At 38.4% G+C, this 18876-nt stretch carries 20 protein-coding genes, 1 tRNA gene and 2 pseudogenes; 15 read left to right on the plus strand and 8 right to left on the minus strand.

Features of this window, described 5'->3' with window-relative positions:
- The 4 genes and pseudogenes from sucC to ACEW8U_RS06970 form a co-directional block, all read left to right on the plus strand.
- Positions 1 to 388, plus strand: a pseudogene (sucC, locus tag ACEW8U_RS06955) (succinate--CoA ligase subunit beta); the annotation flags it as partial.
- Positions 389 to 405: 17 nt separating this feature from the next.
- Positions 406 to 479 (plus strand) — tRNA-Arg (locus tag ACEW8U_RS06960).
- Positions 480 to 584: 105 nt separating this feature from the next.
- Complete coding sequence (locus ACEW8U_RS06965) at positions 585 to 962, plus strand: helix-turn-helix domain-containing protein (RefSeq protein ID WP_373521316.1); 378 nt, start codon at positions 585 to 587, stop codon at positions 960 to 962.
- A 103-nt stretch (positions 963 to 1065) separates the two neighbouring features.
- Positions 1066 to 1893, plus strand: coding sequence for a universal stress protein (locus tag ACEW8U_RS06970; RefSeq protein ID WP_373521317.1), 828 nt, complete (start codon positions 1066 to 1068; stop codon positions 1891 to 1893).
- 204 nt (positions 1894 to 2097) lie between these two features.
- Here the strand turns inward: ACEW8U_RS06970 and ACEW8U_RS06975 are convergent, their stop codons facing one another.
- Positions 2098 to 3003: a DUF3078 domain-containing protein gene (locus ACEW8U_RS06975; protein WP_373521318.1), complete on the minus strand. Its 906-nt coding sequence runs from the start codon at positions 3001 to 3003 to the stop codon at positions 2098 to 2100.
- Positions 3004 to 3216: 213 nt separating this feature from the next.
- On the opposite strand from ACEW8U_RS06975, the gene ACEW8U_RS06980 reads away from it, so the two are divergent.
- The 6 genes from ACEW8U_RS06980 (at position 3217) to ACEW8U_RS07005 (ending at position 5688) form a co-directional block, all read left to right on the plus strand.
- A complete protein-coding gene (locus ACEW8U_RS06980; protein ID WP_373521319.1) occupies positions 3217 to 3774 on the plus strand; it encodes a DUF4136 domain-containing protein in 558 nt (185 codons plus the stop codon).
- Positions 3775 to 3818: 44 nt separating this feature from the next.
- Positions 3819 to 4145, plus strand: a complete 327-nt coding sequence (locus tag ACEW8U_RS06985) for an Mpo1-like protein (RefSeq protein WP_373521320.1) — start codon at positions 3819 to 3821, stop codon at positions 4143 to 4145.
- 94 nt (positions 4146 to 4239) lie between these two features.
- Positions 4240 to 4596: a response regulator gene (locus ACEW8U_RS06990; protein ID WP_373521321.1), complete on the plus strand. Its 357-nt coding sequence runs from the start codon at positions 4240 to 4242 to the stop codon at positions 4594 to 4596.
- Positions 4597 to 4674: 78 nt separating this feature from the next.
- Positions 4675 to 5160: a hypothetical protein gene (locus tag ACEW8U_RS06995; protein WP_373521322.1), complete on the plus strand. Its 486-nt coding sequence runs from the start codon at positions 4675 to 4677 to the stop codon at positions 5158 to 5160.
- Positions 5161 to 5233: 73 nt separating this feature from the next.
- Positions 5234 to 5425 (plus strand): hypothetical protein, encoded by a 192-nt coding sequence (locus ACEW8U_RS07000; RefSeq protein ID WP_373521323.1) that lies wholly within the window; start codon positions 5234 to 5236, stop codon positions 5423 to 5425.
- A 119-nt stretch (positions 5426 to 5544) separates the two neighbouring features.
- A complete protein-coding gene (locus tag ACEW8U_RS07005) occupies positions 5545 to 5688 on the plus strand; it encodes a hypothetical protein (protein WP_373521324.1) in 144 nt (47 codons plus the stop codon).
- Positions 5689 to 5730: 42 nt separating this feature from the next.
- Here the strand turns inward: ACEW8U_RS07005 and ACEW8U_RS07010 are convergent, their stop codons facing one another.
- On the minus strand, positions 5731 to 7254 hold the full coding sequence (locus ACEW8U_RS07010) for a peptide MFS transporter (protein WP_373521335.1): 1524 nt from the start codon (positions 7252 to 7254) through the stop codon (positions 5731 to 5733).
- Positions 7255 to 7605: 351 nt separating this feature from the next.
- On the opposite strand from ACEW8U_RS07010, the gene pckA reads away from it, so the two are divergent.
- Positions 7606 to 9213: a phosphoenolpyruvate carboxykinase (ATP) gene (gene pckA / locus ACEW8U_RS07015; protein WP_373521325.1), complete on the plus strand. Its 1608-nt coding sequence runs from the start codon at positions 7606 to 7608 to the stop codon at positions 9211 to 9213.
- 126 nt (positions 9214 to 9339) lie between these two features.
- Complete coding sequence (locus tag ACEW8U_RS07020) at positions 9340 to 9789, plus strand: peptidylprolyl isomerase (RefSeq protein ID WP_373521326.1); 450 nt, start codon at positions 9340 to 9342, stop codon at positions 9787 to 9789.
- Here ACEW8U_RS07020 and ACEW8U_RS07025 read toward each other — a convergent pair.
- The 4 genes from ACEW8U_RS07025 to ACEW8U_RS07040 form a co-directional block, all read right to left on the minus strand.
- Complete coding sequence (locus ACEW8U_RS07025; protein ID WP_373521327.1) at positions 9781 to 11064, minus strand: NupC/NupG family nucleoside CNT transporter; 1284 nt, start codon at positions 11062 to 11064, stop codon at positions 9781 to 9783. The two genes, ACEW8U_RS07020 and ACEW8U_RS07025, sit on opposite strands and share 9 nt — an antisense overlap.
- 114 nt (positions 11065 to 11178) lie before the next feature.
- Positions 11179 to 11781 carry a bifunctional nuclease domain-containing protein gene (locus ACEW8U_RS07030; RefSeq protein WP_373521328.1) on the minus strand — a complete coding sequence of 201 codons (603 nt, stop codon included), beginning with the start codon at positions 11779 to 11781 and terminating at the stop codon, positions 11179 to 11181.
- A 5-nt stretch (positions 11782 to 11786) separates the two neighbouring features.
- A complete protein-coding gene (locus tag ACEW8U_RS07035) occupies positions 11787 to 12755 on the minus strand; it encodes an electron transfer flavoprotein subunit alpha/FixB family protein (protein WP_373521329.1) in 969 nt (322 codons plus the stop codon).
- Positions 12756 to 12790: 35 nt separating this feature from the next.
- A complete protein-coding gene (locus ACEW8U_RS07040; RefSeq protein ID WP_373521330.1) occupies positions 12791 to 13528 on the minus strand; it encodes an electron transfer flavoprotein beta subunit/FixA family protein in 738 nt (245 codons plus the stop codon).
- 73 nt (positions 13529 to 13601) lie between these two features.
- Here ACEW8U_RS07040 and ACEW8U_RS07045 point away from each other — a divergent pair, with 73 nt between their 5' ends.
- Positions 13602 to 13934: a tetratricopeptide repeat protein gene (locus ACEW8U_RS07045; RefSeq protein WP_373521331.1), complete on the plus strand. Its 333-nt coding sequence runs from the start codon at positions 13602 to 13604 to the stop codon at positions 13932 to 13934.
- A 386-nt stretch (positions 13935 to 14320) separates the two neighbouring features.
- Here ACEW8U_RS07045 and ACEW8U_RS07050 read toward each other — a convergent pair whose 3' ends face one another.
- Together ACEW8U_RS07050 and dnaB are read right to left on the minus strand one after the other, a co-directional pair.
- Positions 14321 to 15325 (minus strand): zinc-binding alcohol dehydrogenase family protein, encoded by a 1005-nt coding sequence (locus ACEW8U_RS07050; protein WP_373521332.1) that lies wholly within the window; start codon positions 15323 to 15325, stop codon positions 14321 to 14323.
- A gap of 561 nt (positions 15326 to 15886) precedes the next feature.
- The gene (gene dnaB / locus ACEW8U_RS07055; RefSeq protein ID WP_373521333.1) at positions 15887 to 17473 is read right to left on the minus strand and encodes a replicative DNA helicase; all 1587 of its coding nucleotides are present in this window, start codon (positions 17471 to 17473) and stop codon (positions 15887 to 15889) included.
- A 652-nt stretch (positions 17474 to 18125) separates the two neighbouring features.
- Between dnaB and ACEW8U_RS07060 the strand changes: the two genes are divergently transcribed.
- Both ACEW8U_RS07060 and ACEW8U_RS07065 read left to right on the plus strand, forming a co-directional pair.
- Entirely contained in the window at positions 18126 to 18518 is a 393-nt protein-coding gene (locus ACEW8U_RS07060) for a DUF302 domain-containing protein (protein ID WP_373521334.1), read from the plus strand.
- Positions 18519 to 18610: 92 nt separating this feature from the next.
- Positions 18611 to 18876: pseudogene (locus ACEW8U_RS07065) on the plus strand (hypothetical protein); the annotation flags it as partial.

Consider the following 18876-nt stretch of genomic DNA (forward strand, 5'->3'; position numbering starts at 1 on the left):
CTGCATGGTAAATGGCGCGGGATTGGCGATGGCCACTATGGACATGATCAAGCTTTCAGGCGGTGAACCTGCCAATTTCCTTGATGTAGGAGGAGGAGCAAATGCAACTACAGTTGAAGCAGGATTCAGAATCATCCTTCAAGACCCAAATGTCAAAGCTATTTTGATCAATGTTTTTGGTGGTATCGTTAGATGTGACAGAATTGCAAACGGAGTTGTGGAGGCTTATAAATCCATTGGAGATATTCACATCCCGATCATTGTTAGGCTTCAGGGAACCAATGCCGAGGAAGGTGCAAAAATCATTGATGAATCCGGTTTGAAAGTTTCTTCAGCTATTACGTTGAAAGAGGCCGCAGAAAAGGTTAGAGCAGCGATTTCCGCCTAATTTTAATGTCATATTAAGCACGCGTAGTTCAACTGGATAGAATATCGGATTTCGGCTCCGAGGGTTGAGGGTTCGAATCCTTCCGCGTGTACTAATCCCTTTAGAAATATCTAAAGGGATTTTTTTTATTCCAACGAAATGTTTTACGTTAAAATTTATATATTCACGTAATTTAAACGTATAAAATACTTGTAAAATGAAGGATTCTAGAAAATTTATTGGAGAAAACCTAAAAAAATTAAGAATTAAAGCGAATTTTTCACAGAGATATTTAGGAGAAGTTTTGGATAAAAATGATTATACTGCTTATCAAAGAATTGAAAATGGAAAAGCTCATTTAAAGTATGAAGACGCTTTCAAATTGTCAGAAATTTATAATATACCAATGGAAGAAATTTTGGATTCTGGAATAGTTAAAAAAAACAATGATTCTGCTAAATATGAATATCAATTAAATACATCAGAAAAAAATATAAAAATCCAAATTGGAATTTTTCTTGATGGAACCGAAGATTTATTGGAAGAACAAATGAAATTAATAAGAAGGATAAATGAATATCTTTCAAAAACCTAAAAATTAATGATTTTTATCATGATTGTGGATGATTTGAAATGGCAATAATCTAAGATATGAGGGGTACTTTTATATGATTAATAGCAATTCAAACCCGAAAGCCATGAAAAAGATACTCGTTCCCACAGATTTCTCAGCCTGCGCCTCGGCAGCAGAGAACTATGCATATTCTTTAGCAAAAAAGGCTGATGCTGAATTGGTGTTCCTTCATATCATCATTACACCAGTAAATTGGTCTAAACTCAATAAGGAACAGGAGGATTTGTTTCCTGATACCAAAAAGGCCATTGCAGAAGCAAAATCCAAACTCAATGGACTGATCAAAAAAGCTCAAGAACAAGGAATACTCTCAAGCAAATTATTGATTTATAACAGTGTGAATGTTAAAATCCATGAATTTGTGACTTCCGAAAAAATAGATCTTGTAGTGATGGGATCCCACGGTCAATATGGATTGAAAGATCATATACTTGGTACTAACACCTATAGCATGCTGCGGAGATCTAAAGTTCCTGTGGTAGTTGTAAAAGGAAAAACCGATAAAGCTATATTAAAAACACTTGTTGTTGCCACAAATCTAAGAGAGGATACAGGGAATTCATTTAAGTCCATTGAACAATTCGCAGAGATCTTGGGTGCTAAAATTCAAATGGTCTACGTCAATACTCCGACCTATTTCCTTGAAACCAATGATATACATAATCTAGGTAAAGAATACTTAAGGGAATTTGCCAACTACAATCACAAAATTCATGTTATTGATGCATTTAAAGAAGAAAGAGGTATACTTCAATTTGTAAATAATCTAAACGCTGACGGTATTGCTGTCATTACTTCAGGAAAATCTGACTTGATGCAGTATTTCTCCCCTAGTATCACTGAAAACCTCATTTCAATGACTGATCTGCCTGTCATCAGTATCAGAAAATAGAATTCGGTTCATAATACAAACCCAGCATAACCTTAAAAGCAATCCCTTGGTTGGATTGCTTTTTTTTATAATAAAAAAGCAGAAGAAATTCTCCTGCCCTTTTTATGAAAACTAAACCAACTATTATTTAACTACCACAATTAGAACAAAAATAGTACATAAATATAAAATTCAAAATTTTTATAAAAAAAGGTGTACAAAAACCTACTTTTTGTTATTGACTTTATACAAAACACCTAAGGCAAGGGCCTGACTGAACTGAATACCAGAAGTCATATCTATATCATAAACATTGATACTTGTAAAGGTAACATCAACATACTTGGTGATTTTGGCAATAATAGTAAGGTCAAGTCTATGGTCAATAGTTCTGGGTGCCAAAGTTTGGTAATTGGCAAACATCTGATACCTTGAATTCAGTGTTAGGTTGTCACTAAACTGTTTGTTCCAAGTCATAAACAACTGAAATGCCAGCCACTCGGTTCTCAATGTCTGCCCGGCAGGTACACCATAATTTTCAGGTACATTATTGATAATATCTGTATTTGTCACAAAAGTAAACCTGGGTGAAAACGGCGCAAGCCTCAAAGCAAATTCATCGTTTGGCTTGTATTCAAATCCAAAACCGGTTGTAATAAATGCAGGTGAGAAAAATCCTGAAACCAAGATTGGTTCATCTGCTGCGTAATCAAAGCCATGTGTAAATTGGGTAATAAAGTTAAGTGATGCAAAATATCCCCATTTCTCATTAATTTTATAGCCTACCTTTGAATCAAAAAAAATCCTGTCATTGGATTTTCTAAGTTCCTGCCCATCATTTTTGACCAAACCATAAATAAATTCTGCCTGATTGTCCCAACTGAATTTATCCTTAGCATAATTAGCTTTGGCTGAAGCAATAGAACCAAAAGCAATGGAACTCACCCCTCCTGCCTTCCAATTACCTGAAAAAGCAGCCTGATTGAAATTTAGACCAACACTGAATTCAGAATCCCAATAAGTTGTATCCTTTGCAGCTTCTATTATCTGCTCAGCTAAATCTTCTACGTCTTGCGCAAAAGAAAATTGAAACCAACCAACCATTAAACAAAGTGTAAATAATTTTTTCATGTCTTTTTAATAGATTAAAACCAATCCAAATTAAATAATAAAATAATTAACAGAAAATATATAATTCAGGGTTTTGTCTTAAAATCAAATATTTTGACCCGAATTATATTCAACATAAATCTTTTTTGAGGTTTTTTCTCATTCTAAATCTTTTTTGGTAGAATAGATGTATAAATATGTGGTCACCAACTTCATTTTGGAGAAAATAATAAAATGAAAAAATATTTCCTTGCATTTATATTCCCGCTTATCATCTTTAACAGTGCTTGCAGTTCTATTGAAATCTTTAAAGAAAATACCGAATTCAGACCTTACAAAGAATATTCAAGTTTTGTGATTTTGAATAAAGAAATAGGACAAAAAGGCTTTTCTGATGATATCCTTGATGTTAGGGTTTCTGATGGCATTCAAAACCAACTTGAAAGTCTGGGGTTGGTATATGAAAAAGAAAAACCCGAACTAATCATCCGCTATACTTCCAATGAGGATTTTCGTCAAAAAGAAGTTTACAACAATCGATATCCCATGTGGGGCGTAAGAATTTGGGATCCATGGATGTATGATCCAAGATTTATGAACCAAAGAAATATGACCTCTACTCAGAATTATGAACTCTTGCAAGTTGTCGTAGATTTTATTGATCCCAAAAGCGATAAAATGCTAATGCGCCTTACGGCAGTTTCCGAAGTAAGCAGTCAAAAAGAAAAAAGTAAGAAAGCACTCAAATCAGTGGATAAAATCATTCAAACCTATGAGAGCCACATCAAATAAATTTTCTATATTTTATGGATCTTATTTTAAAAGAAAATTTCAATATGGAAAACAGATTTAAAAGTCTGAAGGAGTTTTACCCCTTCTATTTATCGGAACATCAGAACAAAACATCGAGAATTCTTCATTTTATCGGAACAACATTTTTCTTTGTGCTAATAATTTTGGCTTTTGTTTTATCCAAATATTGGATATTATTTTTTGTGCCAATTGTAGGATATGGCTTTGCTTGGATTGGACATTTCTTTTATGAAAAAAATAAACCTGCAACTTTCCAATACCCATTTTATAGCCTAGCATCAGATTTTATTCTGTATTTCGACTTAATACTTGGAAAACAGAAGTTTGAATCCACCCAAAAACAAAAATAATTTGGTTTTTTTATCTTGTTATATTGCAATTCCCAAGTAAATCTGTATTTTTGTCCTTATCATATTGTATTTCAAATCTATTAATTTGTATTTAATGGTAAGGATAGTTCTCATAGACGATGACCCAATTAGCACTTTTGTAACCGAAAAGCTGATTTCAAAAAACATAAAAGTCCCTTATAAAATTTTTAAGTATCAAAGTGCATCAATCGCTTTGGATGAAATCGATCATATCGTCCCCAACTATTTATTTTTAGATCTTAATATGCCTGAGATGACAGGGTGGGATTTCCTTGAAGTTTTTAAACCCACTCAAGAATCACCTGAAGTATATATCCTAAGCAGTTCAGTTGACGAAAATGATATTAATAAAGCAACCAATTACGCTATTGTAAAACAATACCTTTCCAAACCTCTGGTGAAAAAATACATCCAAAAAATATTTCTTTGAGAATTTAAAACAGTTTTTTGAAATTTTTCAAACTCCTCAAGCTTCTTTTTAGTTAACTTTTCATATATCAAGTAAGCTATGGCAAGAGTAAATCCTCAATTGATTGCGGCATTCCGTAAGACTATTTCGAAATTAAAAAAAGGAGCTCCATATCAGTGGGGTCACATGGGTGCCTGCAATTGTGGCAATTTAGCCCAAGAACTTATCAGTATTTCCAAGGCAGAAATCCACAGAAATGCGATGACTAAATCAGGTGATTGGAATGAACAATTGAATGATTTTTGTCCGACAAGCGGATTTCCCATGGATCTGATGATCATCAAACTTTTGGAAAAAGGTCTCAACCTGGATGAGCTTAAACATCTCGAAAAATTGTCAGATCCTAAAGTATTGTCCCATATCTCCCTTCCAAAGAGAAACCATTTGCAAAAAAACAGACTGGAAGATGTGATTTTTTACATGGAAACCTGGCTGATAATATTAGAGAATCAGTGGATAGAAGAAAATTCAACTTCTTCAAAATTATGGTCCGAAAAAAATAACCTGACTAAGGTATTTGCTTAACTATTTATTTTGATTTACTTAGTGGCGTTCAATCCATTTGATAAATATTTCAACCATTAACCTAAATCATGCTATGGAGGAATTTGACGATTTCGAGGATGATCTCGATGATGAAATTGATGATGATGAGTTTGCAGAGGATTTTCAGGATGAGGTTTTTGATCCTGAAGAAGAAAGCGAACTTGTAGACGAAAACTTTGTTGATTTCGACGACGATGACTTTGATGATGATGACTTCGATGAATTCGACGACGAAATTGATTAAACAAAATTAAAAACAAGCAAGACAGGAGGTGATTTTTTTGCTTCCTGTTTTTTTTATTTTGTCCTCTATGGTATCTGTATTATCTTTGAGAGAATTTAAGACATTAAAACATATTTGATATGCTATTAGAAATTTTCAGTTCACCAATCGCTTCAGGAGCACAGCTCTTTTTATTGATAGTATGCGTCTTGATAGGTTTAGGTGCAGGTATCTCTGCGATAGATTTTAGAAATACAAATCCTCCAAAGGAAACCAAAAAATAACAAAAGGGATAAAAAAAAGAGGTCATCTAGACCTCTTTTTTTTTAATGTACATTTCCCATTAGCCTCCGAATCGGCTTGCTCAATAAAAGTAATAATATGCCCGCACCAATTGCTGTCAATACAATAATTTGATACTGTGCGGGCATTTGTGACAAAGCTTCTTCTGTACCTCCACTAGCTTCCCCAGCTATAAGACCTGCAAATAAATTACCTAAAGAAACGGAGAGGAACCAAATCCCCATCATCTGTCCTCCATATTTTGCAGGTGCCAACTTGGTCACCAAGCTCAACCCAACAGGGCTCAAACTCAATTCACCAAATGTATGCAGCATATAAGTAAAGATCAACCAAGTTGGTGCTGCCAAATCACCAGCTGCTGCGATTTTTGCCGCAAAATACATGACCATAAATCCCATTCCCAATAAAATAAGCCCCATAGCAAACTTTAAAGGAGAACTTGGCTCAAGGTTCCTTCTACCTAACCACACCCACATAGCTCCAAAGAAAGGTGCGAAAATAATGATGAACATGGAATTGATGGATTGAAAATATCCTGCAGGAATTTCCCATCCAAAAATAGTCCTGTCGGTGAAACGTTCAGCAAACAGGTTTAGTGTTGAACCTGCTTGTTCAAAACCTGACCAAAATAAAGCAGAAAACAAAAACAGAATTGCTATAACCCCAATTTTTTTCCTTTCATCCAAATTCAACCCTCCAAATAATATTACGTAGCCCAGATATACTACCGCAACTATGGCAATGATAGTACCTGAAGCCCCTGCAATGGCAGAAACATTCACCGGTATCAAACCCATAAATACAATAACGAGTAACAAAAGGACAACAGCACCTATTCCAAATAAAATCCTTTTTAGACGTCCTCTTTCTCTAATATCCTTTTCTGTCAGCAATTGGATATCTTCGCCATATCCCTCGAGACTCTTACCTGACATCTTATATTGGATCAAACCGAAAACCATTCCCAATCCAGCAAGACCAAAACCCAGGTGCCAATCATATATCGCCAAGGTACTACAAGCAATCGGTGCTATGAGGGCTCCTATATTGATTCCCATATAGAAAATTGAGAATCCCGCATCTCTCTTGCTGCTACCCACCGGATACAATTGGCCTACAATCGAACTAATATTGGGTTTCAACAAACCTGTCCCCATAGTGATTAAAATAAGACCTATATAGAAAGAATTGGTATCTAAGGAAGAAAGGGAATCTTTGGCCCCTGAAGTGTCTCCCAATAATTGCATAACTCCAGGAAGTGCCATCGTAAAATGTCCAATGGCTATAATAATTCCACCATACCACACAGATTTTTTCAATCCAAACAACCTGTCAGCAAACCATCCTCCGGGCAATGCCAATAAATATACACCCATAGTGTAAAGACCATAGATGGCACCTGAAGTTTTATCGTCAAATCCAAGACCTCCATCAATAATCGCTGTGGTCATAAATAGGATCAAAAGTGCACGCATTCCATAATAACTGAACCTTTCCCACATTTCTGTAAAAAATAAGGTCATTAATCCTTTGGGATGCCCAAACATAGTCGGACCCTCAAACAAATCTACATGTTTAAATCCCGGGTTATTTTCAAAACTATTTTCCAAAATTTTATTGATTAGAGGTAAAATTGAGAGCAAAGATTTACAATGATAACAGATTTTTTCAAATTGTACTATTCTTTGTTGCTAAGTAAATACAATCGATAAATACAGTTTTAAATGACTTAAAACGAATATTTCCATATAATTAAAAAACCATTTTTTTTACCTATATTAATTTTGCATTTTTTATATCCGTAATCGATTGTATTGATAAAAAATGGATCTTTTTGTAATTTAGATTATGGATAATTACATATCTTTGATCCAGAATATTGACCCAATAAAGATATTATGAATGTACACTTACCTGAAATAAAAACAACAATAAAAAGCTTATCCGATTTAGGTATTGAAACCAAAGGAAAAGTTTTCTGGAATCTTAGTCCTGCTGAATTGGTCGAACATGCATTGAACAACAAAGAAGGTAGTCTCACAGAAACAGGAGCTTTAATGGCTGATACAGGTAAGTTTACAGGCCGATCTCCAAAAGACAGATTTATCGTAAAAGACCAAGAAACTGAAAACACGGTTTGGTGGGGAGACATCAATATTCCTCTTGAGGAAGAAAAATTTGATCTACTTTATGAAAAGATGGTCAGATTTATCGAGAGCAAAAATTTATTTGTAAGGGAAGCTTATGCCGGTGCAGATTTGAAATACAGACTTAATTTGCGGGTTGTGAATACACTGGCTTGGCACAATATGTTTTGCTACAATATGTTTTTGAGGCCAACTAAAGAAGACCTTCTGGAATTTGAGTCTGATTTCACCATCATTTGCGCTCCTGATTTCAAAGCCAACCCAGAAACAGACGGAACCCGACAGGAAAATTTTGCAGTAATTAATCTCTCCAAAAGAATTTTGCTGATAGGTGGGACCGCTTACGCTGGAGAAATGAAAAAAGGAATTTTTTCAGTTTTGAATTATATACTTCCACACAATCATGAAGTTTTATCCATGCATTGTTCAGCAAATGTAGGTAAAGACGGAGACACAGCTGTATTCTTTGGTCTTTCAGGTACTGGAAAGACGACGCTATCTGCAGATCCTAACAGAGGTCTCATCGGTGATGACGAACATGGCTGGAACGAGGACTCGGTGTTCAATTTTGAAGGTGGCTGTTATGCCAAAGTCATTGACCTGACAAGAGAGAAAGAACCTGAAATATGGGATGCCATTAAATTTGGTGCCATTGTTGAAAACACAAGATATTATCCCAGAACGAGAGCTGTAGACTACCAAAACAAGCAGGTTACCGAGAATACAAGGACCTCCTATCCGATTGACCATATCAAAAATGCCATTGTCCCTTCCATTGCGGGAATTCCCAAAAACATTTTTTTCCTGACCGCTGATGCCTTTGGGGTAATTCCGCCAATTTCTAAATTGAACAAAAGCCAGGCGATGTACCATTTCATTTCTGGCTATACTGCTAAAGTAGCTGGAACAGAAGTTGGCGTGAATGAACCCAAAACAACATTTTCAGCATGTTTTGGAGCTGCTTTTCTTCCTTTACATCCCACAGAATATGCTATACTCTTTGGTGAGAAAATGGAAAAACACCAGGTCAATGTTTGGTTGGTGAATACAGGTTGGACTGGTGGGCCTTACGGCATTGGCAATAGAATGAAACTAAAGTATACCCGTGCAATGATTACGGCTGCTTTGGAAGGTAGTCTTGACCATGTCACCTATCGAAAGCACAGTGTTTTTGGAGTAGCAATTCCGGAATTCTGTCCCAATGTCCCAGACCATGTATTGAGTCCAAGGTCAACATGGGAAGACAAAGAAGCTTATGATAAGAAAGCCCGTGAACTTGGAACTGCATTTATCATGAATTTTGAAAAGTATCGGGATTTTGCTTCAGCAGATATCCTGAAAGGAGCACCTCAGTTTTAGTCAATTGACCAATTTTAGAATATTATAAACCCAAATACCGGGAGTACTTAGGTACTCCTTTTTTTATTGCCTCAAGTTGGAGATGCTCCAAAATAGATTTCTTACTTTTGGACAAAATTAAATTTTATGAGCAAAGCAGAAATACACACCGAAAAAGGTACCATGAAAGTTGAGTTTTATGACAATGATGCCCCTAAGGCAGTTGAGAACTTTAAGTCACTTTCAAAAAAAGGTTTTTATGATGGGTTGACCTTCCACAGGGTACTCCCAAATTTTGTCATTCAAGGCGGTTGTCCTGTAGGAAATGGAACAGGTGGACCAGGTTACAAAATTGATTGTGAATTGGATGGAGAGAACCAATATCATGACAGAGGCGTCCTGTCCATGGCCCATGCAGGTAAAAATACAGGTGGATCACAGTTCTTTATCTGTCACAGCAGAGACAATACCAGCCACTTGGACAGAAGACATACCTGCTTCGGAAAAGTAGTTGAAGGACTTGAGGTCATTGACCTTATCCGTCAAGGGGATAAAATTGAGAAAATCATAATTACGGAAGATTCGGTTTCAGAATAGTGCTCCGGCTATGGTGGCGGTCATCAAGCAGGCTAAGGTTGCTGCCAATAGTGCCCGCATTCCGAGTCTCGAAAGGTTGCCTTGTTGGTTGGGTGCGATGCTACCGATACCACCTACCTGTATGGCAATGGAACTGAAATTTGAAAACCCACACAATGCATAGGTGGCAATTACGATGGATTTGGCTGACAGCATGTCAGCCTCTTTCATTTCTGCCAAACTCAAATAGGCCACAAATTCATTGATTACAGTTTTTTGACCCAACAATGAGCCTACTTGAAGGGTTTCACTCCAATCCACCCCTATTATCCAGGCGAATACCCGAAATACCTGACCAAGGATATATTCCAAGGAAAAACCTGAAAATTGTCCTCCAGTGGATGAAACCACCAGTTTGTTAAGTCCGGTATATTCTCCTATCAATCCCGAAAGGATAAAGTTGAGGGCAGCAATCACTGCAATAAATGCCAATAACATTCCACCGACATTCAATGCAAGTTTTAATCCTTCTGATGCGCCTATGGACATAGCATCAATCAGGTTGACACCCATATTTTCACCACTTACTTCAAGCTTATCATTGACTATTTCTTTATCCGTTTCTGGAATCATGATTTTGGACATCACAATGGCAGCAGGGGCATTCATGATACTTGCACCAAGAAGATAAGCAGCAAATCGACTCTGTTCGGCCAGACTGTCTCCACCCAGAAATGCTACATATCCTGCAAGAACACCTCCTGCAATAGTAGCCATACCCCCTGTCATCAGGCACATCAACTCAGACCTTGACATGGTGGGAATAAAGGGCCTTACCAATAGCGGAGCCTCTGTTTGTCCAAGAAAAATATTCCCGGCAGCTGAGAGACTTTCTGGGCCTGATAGCCGCATGGTTCGGGCCATTACCCAAGCAATAGCAAATACCACTTTTTGTAATACTCCCAAATAATATAGACCCGCAGAAACAGTGGAAAAGAAAATAATGGTGGGCAAAACCTGAAAGGCGAAAATAAATCCGAATGAATTGGTAGCCAGGTCTCCGAAAATAAATGTAGCCCCATCTGCCGAAAAACTTAGAAACTTGACAAATCCCCTACTTACAAATGCAAATATTCTTGCAACAAAATCAACCTTTGTAATCAAAAACCCAAAAACAGCCTGAAGAATAACTCCAATTCCCACCAATCTCCAGTCCACTCTTTTCCTATCAGAGGAAAAAATCAAGGCTACTCCAAGAAGAGCAAGAATACCTATCAAACCTCTAAAGTAATCCATCCAAAGTAAAGATTAATTAAATACCTGTTTTTACGGTTTTTGAATTGGTAATTCCATATATCAAACCCCTTATATTTTCAAAGAAGAAAGCCTGGCTTGAACCAGGCTTTTGAATCAGTTTCTTCTGTTTATCTCATCCCGTATCCTGGCTGCCCTCTCATAATCTTCATTATTGATGGCCTTGTCAAGCATTTGGTTCAACTTATCTAAACTGAAATCCTTTAGAGAGTCAGAACTACGTGGAGTAGTACTTCCCGACCTACTTGGCTTGACCTGTTTCAGTTGTTCTTTTTTCTCCTCTTCTTCATTGAACTCAATAGCCGCTTCTGACATCACTTTTGAAACACAATAAATGGGTGCATCAAACCTGACCGCTATAGCTATTGCGTCTGAAGGTCTCGCGTCTATTTCCACGGTTTTGGAAGCACTTTTACAAATAATCTTTGCATAAAACACGCCTTCCCTCATATCAGATACCAAGATCTGGTCAATTGAGAAATTGAAATTAGATGAAAAAGACTTAAACAAATCATGTGTCATCGGGCGGTTAGGAATGATTTTTTCTATCTCAATGGCAATAGCCTGCGCTTCAAACATGCCTATGACGATAGGAAGTCTCCTGCTACCACCGACCTCCCCCATTACCAAAGTAAATGACCCTGATTGAGAATGATTTGATGACAATCCAAGAATTTCTAATTCGATAGTATGGTCCACAGAAATTATTTTTGGGCTTTTACAGCTTCAGTTAGTTTGGGTAATATTTCAAATGCATCTCCAACAATCCCGTAATCAGCTGCTTTGAAGAATGGTGCTTCCGGGTCTTTATTGATTACCACAATGTATTTTGATGAATTTACACCCGCAAGATGTTGAATAGCGCCCGAAATTCCAACTGCTATATACAAAGTTGGAGCAACTTTTACTCCTGTTTGGCCCACATGCTCATGGTGTGGTCTCCAGCCAATATCAGAAACCGGCTTGGAACAACCTGTAGCTGCCCCAAGTTCTTTGGCCAAGTCTTCGATCATACCCCAGTTTTCGGGACCTTTCATTCCCCTTCCCCCTGATACAACAATGTCAGCTTCAGGCAATAATACCTCACCTGTGGCTTTATCAGTGGAAGTGATTTTGGTGGCAAAATTAGAATCATCTATACTTAATGTGATCTCTTCAACCGCTGCTGCATCTCCGTCAGTTTTCAGATCTACGGCATTCTTTCTGACAGCAAGTATTTTATGGTCGGCGGATACCACAGTTTCGGCAAATGCTTTCCCAGTATAGATACTTCTTTTTACTTTATATCCTGATGAATTATCTGGCAATTCCACTACATTGGAAACTAAGGCAGCATTTAATTTAACCGCAAGTCTTGCTGCTACGGCATCACCCAAAGAGGACTTGGCCAATACCAAAGTTTCTGCTCCAACTTGGTTGTAAACTTGTGCCACTGCATATGCATGTGCCTGAATAATTCCTTCATCCAACTTCCTGTCATTGACGTGGATGACCTTAGTAGCTCCAGAATGGCCTACTTTTGCCAATTCATCGGAAGAGATCGATCCCAAAGCAATAGCAATTACATCTCCTAAAGACAATTTATCTGAGAGGGCTTTGCCATAAGAAACAGCTTCCAAACTTGTTTTTTTCACGGAACTTTCCGCATGTTCTATATATACTAGTACTGACATAATATCTTTTATTTCAAATAGTTAACTATAATTGATTAAAGCACTTTTGCTTCGTTTTTGAGAAGTCTGACCAATTCAGGTACATTGTCTTTGTCCACCAATTTCACCGAACCTTTTGCCGGAGGCAATTGATATGCTGTCACCTCTGTATTGGCCCCATCTCCACTGGCTTCCACCACTTGCAATGGTTTGGTCCTTGCTGACATAATGCCTCTCATATTGGGTATTTTCCACTCTGCAATAGGTTCCTGACATCCCGCAATTAAGGGTAACTTGGCCTCAAGGTATTCCTTTCCTCCTTCGATCTCTCTCGCCATTTTGACGGTATCACCTTCAACTTCCAATTTCATAACTGGAGAAACAGAGGGCATTCCCAATAACTCGCCTACCATTCCGTGAACCATTCCACCATTGAAGTCTATTGACTCCCTTCCCATCATGATCAGGTCATATCCATTTTCTTTTGCAATGGCAGCAATTTGGTTGGCTACAAAAAGTGAGTCCTTTGGAAAGGCATTTACCCGGATGGCATCATCTGCCCCTATTGCCAAGGCTTTTCTCAAAGTAGGTTCAGTTTCAGCCTCTCCGACATTCAGCACCGTAAGACTTGCACCAAGTTGGTCTTTCAATTCAACGGCCCTAGCCAATGCATAATCATCATAGGGACCTATGATGAACTGAACACCATTTTTATCAAACTTGGTATTATTGTCAGTAAACTGGATTTTTGACGTCGTATCCGGGACATGAGTAATACAAACTAGAATCTTCATTATATATATTTAGGTTATTTATTTTTTAAATTGCGTGAATTTAGTCATAAGGCCATAATTAAAAAAAGAATTCATGAGCAAATTGTCCCGCATTGAGATGCTTAAAATCTTTGCAGAACAGGAACCGGAAAATCCCTTCAATTGGTATGCATTGGCCTTGGAAAATCAAGATAGTGATCCTGATAATGCTGCAATATACTTCAATAAACTCTTGGTGGAACATAAGGTTTATCTTCCTACCTATTTTCATGCTGCTGCATTTTTTCATGAATTAGGAGATATTGAAAAAGCAAAGGTGATTTATGAAAAAGGAATCGGATTGGCCGAAGATCAAAAAAATGAAAAAACCCTCAAAGAATTGAAAAATAGTTATCAGAACTTTTTATTTGAAAATGATTTGGATTGAAATTTTGGGTATCAGAAATTTTGCCAAACACCTGAATTCCTATATTTTACGGGACGCCTGCCTGCCGTAGGTAGGGAAGACGGAAGTCGGAAGACCGAAGAAGGGGTAAGGGTAGAGGGTAGAGGGTAGATTTTAGATTGTAGATTGTAGATTGTAGATTTTAGATTGTAGATTTTAGATTTTAGATTGGGGAAGGATGAAGGAGGAAGGGATATAGTATGGATTTAGGGTTAAAAATGCCGTAGGCATGACCGAAATTATAGCCCGGTAATTTATTGCCGGGATCAATTTGATATCACGGACCCAAAAGTACCGTAGGTACGGACGATTTAGCAAAAATGCTAATCCCGTTTGCTTTGGGGATTTGCAAGAGGAAAATCAATATGTCATTTCTCAATCTGCACCACAATTTTCCCGGTTTGATGACCCTCTTTCATCCGATCAAAAGCTTTTACACTTTCTTCCAATCCGAAAACATCGTCAATAATGGGAACAATATTTTTTTCCTTTACCATTTCTAACATCTGCTCAAAATCAAGATCACTTCCCATCGTACTACCGATCAATTGCATCTGATTCCAAAATACCTTCCTTGCCTGAAATCCTTTTGGATTGCCTTTAGTGGCTCCATAATATACAATCCTTCCTCCCGGCTTTATCACCTTAATCAAATGATCAAGCGTATCACCCATCGCACTGTCAATGATCAGGTCAAAGCCTCCTGTTTCCTCCAAAGCAATATCAGACCAATTGTCATCTGTGTAGTTAAACCCGTTTTTTACCCCTAGTTCCTTTGCTTTTTTGATTTTCTCAACCTTACTACTGCTCACATAAACTAAGGCGCCCTTTGCTAATGCAAACTGAACAGCAAATTGGGCCACTCCCCCACCAAATCCTGTCACCAAAACCTTGTCCCCTTTTTTTACTTGACCCTGAACACAAGCAGCCCTGTAAGCCGTCAGTCCTCCTAAAGGCAATGCTGCAGATTCAGCCCAACTCAAATGACTTGGTTTAGGATGAATTCTATCAGCAGGCACTTTTACATATTCCGCCAAAGTACCATTTTCCGGCATTCCCAATATTTTGAAATCTTTGGATTGCACCCTTTGGTCATTGCCCCAATTCATGGCAGGATTGATGATCACTTCCATTCCAATCCAAGATTTATCCACCTCTTCCCCAACTTCTGTAATGATGCCTGCACCATCTGAACCCAATACAACTCCATTCCTCAGGTTAGGATACAAACCTTGACGGCACCATTCATCCCTATGGTTCAAAGCCGCGGCTTTTACACGCACAAGTACATCATTCGACCCAATTTCAGGAAGGTCTATGTCGCTAAGTTCAATTTTATCAGATAATTCGAGATTGAGAGTTATTGCTTTCAAGGGGTTGGGAAGTTATGAAGTATGGAAGATGGAAGGGTTGGAAGTTGGGAAGTTAGGGTGATGAGGAGTTTTAGAAGTATTTTTTTGATAAAACCCGAATTCTCTCAATTCGATCCAAGATTTGACTACCTATATCGTTCGTGTATATGGTACTTGGGGAATGTGGAAATCCCTATTTCCCGGCAATAAATTGCCTGGCTAAAATTTGGGTCATGCCTACGGCATTTATTCTTGCCTTTTATTTCCGGGCTCATTTTTCTTAAATCTCCCTTTTTGAATCTCACTCTTAACCTACCTGCAGACTTGCCTTAGCTCTTGGTTCTTGATTCTTGATTCTTGGTTCCCCGATACTCGGGACAAGCTTTGTTTCTCAACTCTTGGCTTTTAAAAAGACCTTCGAGGTTAGAAAAAAAACCTCAAAGGTCTCGCTTCTCGTATCTTGATTCCCCGATACTCGGGACAGGCTTTGTTTTGATTCTTGGTTCCCCGAAATTCGGGGCAGGCTTTGGCTCTTGTTTCTAAACTCACGTCTCTCGCTTCTCGCTTCTCAGATCTCGCTTCTCAAAAAGGCGCCGACTCACCACTACCAGATCCACCGGGGAAAGGCTCATCAATATCCCCTCCATTGGCTTTACTTTGGACCCGGATCATATTACTTGAATCAAAACCCTGTCCACTTGCACTACTTGGGAATTTACTACCGTAAAGTGCATCTTGAGGCTTGTAGGGCATGTTAATTTCAAGGTCTGTGAACTTGGTATATTTTCCAATAAACCTCAATTTAACATTGTCCAATGAACCGTTTCTGTGTTTGGCAATGATAACTTCGCCAACTCCTGCAGTTGAAGCACCGTCCTCATCTTCTGTAATACCGTAGTATTCAGGACGATAAAGGAACATGACCATATCTGCATCCTGTTCGATCGCCCCTGATTCCCTCAAATCCGAGAGTTGAGGTCTCTTGTCTCCTCCCCTTGTTTCCACAGCCCTGGAAAGCTGAGAAAGGGCAATAACAGGAACACTTAATTCCTTTGCTATTTTTTTCAGCGCTCTTGAGATACTTGCAATTTCCTGTTCTCTGTTTCCTCCTCCACCGGACTTGGAATCACCCGACATCAGCTGCAGGTAATCAACAACAATCATTTGAATATCATGTTGGGCTTTAAGTTTTCTGCATTTTGCCCTTAATTCCAGAATTGAAAGTGCGGGAGTGTCATCCACAAATAAAGGTGCCTTAGATAATTTTCCGGTTTTATGAATCAATTGTTCCCATTCATAATCAGCAAGATTTCCTTTTTTGATCTTTTCAGAATCCAGTTCAGCTTCTGAGGATATCAATCGGTTGACCAACTGGATGGAGGACATCTCCAATGAAAAAATAGCTACAGGACGATTATGGTCCACCGCGGCATTTCTCAATACAGACAACACAAAGGCCGTCTTACCCATCGCAGGTCTTGCGGCAATAATCACCAAATCTGATTTCTGCCAGCCTGATGTCACCCTATCCAAAGCAGTAAATCCGCTTGGAACACCTGTGAGACCGTCCTTTTGTCCTTTTTTGGATTCCAATTCAACAATAGCTTCCTTCAGAATAGATCGCATGTCGGAATAGTTCTTCCTGATGTTTTTTTCGGAAATCTCAAAAAGTGACTGTTCCATTTTATCCAAAAGCTCAAAAACATCCGTGGTATCTTCAAAAGCTTCCCGTTGTACTTCTGAGGAAATACTGATGATTTCCCGCTTCATGGACTGTTCGGTGATGATTCGGGCGTGATATTCTATATTGGCGGCGGAGGAAACCTTGGATGTCAGTTCTGTGATAAAAAAAGCACCACCTGCCATTTCCAATTGGCCTTTCTTGCGCAATTGATTGGTGACAGTCAATAAATCTATGGGCTGACTATCCGAAAAAAGATCGAGAATAGCGGAAAAAATCACCTTATGTGCTTCCTTGTAGAAGCTTTCAGGTTTCAAAATATCTACTACAGCAGTCAGTGCATCCTTTTCCAACATCAGTGCACCTAATACAGCTTCTTCTAAATCTATGGCCTGAGGAGGTAATTTCCCCATACCCATGGGGCTCCCCAAATCAGGTTTTCTCTTTCCAACTATTCTGTCTTTTCCTGTAGGTTTATTGTCTGCCATAACCACAAATGTAGCCCCTTTGCCCCAATCTTTTTGAACAATTTATTAACGTCTTATTAACGAGTTATTAACAGTAGGAATTGTTTTCTTGTTAACATTGATTCCAATAGCTATCGTGGAGAGATGCCTATGCCCTTCAAGGCCTAACAGATTTCTCCTGATGTATCAATAACATAAATCGGAGCAGCCGTCATGCTGACGTAGGAAAGACTGCCCCGTCCCGATAATTATCGGGATTCGGGGCATCTCACGAGGATCAGGAAATGATTAAAATAAACATAAATAGGACCTCTGGAGATTCTTCGTACCTACCAATGACGTAAATCGGAGCCGTCACTCTGACGTAGGAAGAGTCTCTACCCTAAGGCTTGGAGATCCTTCACCTCTTACCTCGGATTCAGGATGACGATCAACAAAATGTAATTCCTTTTCTGAATGTTTTTTTAAAATATTGGGGACTCAGAATGACGGCTGCCTAGTGGATAACTTGATGTTATTCCTTTTCTGAACATTTTCAAAATGTTATGGACTCGCAATGACGCACCACATTCCTTCCTTCGTTCTTATACATTTCTTTCATTCGTGACAATTATCACCTGAAGAAACCCTGATTAATAGCTACCTTGAAATTCAATTTAAAATAATTTATCCCATGAAATACCATATCTCCAAAACCATTTCACCTCAGGAATTCCTTGGTGCAAAAGAAAAAGTCATTGAGGCCTTGAAAACAGAGGGATTCGGTGTTTTGACAGAAATTGATATTCAGGCCACTATGAAAAATAAATTGGACAAGGATTACAGACCTTTTTTGATTTTAGGTGCCTGCAGCCCAACTTATGCTGACAAAGTCCTGAGTATCGATCCCAATATGAGTGCGCTGCTACCCTGCAATGTCAGTCTGAGAGAATTGGAAAACGGTCACATCGAAGTTTCTGCTGTAGACCCCATCGCGGCTATGGCAAGCCTGGGAAATCCCCTGATCGAACCTTTAGCCAGAGAAGTTAAGGAAAAACTTGCCCGTGTGGTTGATGCGGTAAATTAAATCGCATCTCGGTTCTCCCATCTTCACCAATGTAAATGTCTACTCGCCCATGTGATTGTCTCCACTCACATCCAACCTACTCGCCCATGTGAGTGTCTCCACTCACATCCAACCTAAGTGGTTTCATTACCCTCATCAAAACTTGGTATTACCTGCAGGACAACAGCAACTTTGAGGCTTTAGATGGCAACAATGATTTTGCTGACAGTTCACACAAAGAGGAATTTCAAGAAACTATCGGCACGTATATCAATTTAAGGAATATCATTCAGGACCTCTCCTCCAAGGTGAATCATTTGCTTAAAGAACAAAATACCGATTATGGCCTAACTTTCAGTTTATCAGACTCAAATAAAGC

Source organism: Aquiflexum sp., from assembly GCF_041751335.1.
Taxonomy (GTDB): domain Bacteria; phylum Bacteroidota; class Bacteroidia; order Cytophagales; family Cyclobacteriaceae; genus Aquiflexum.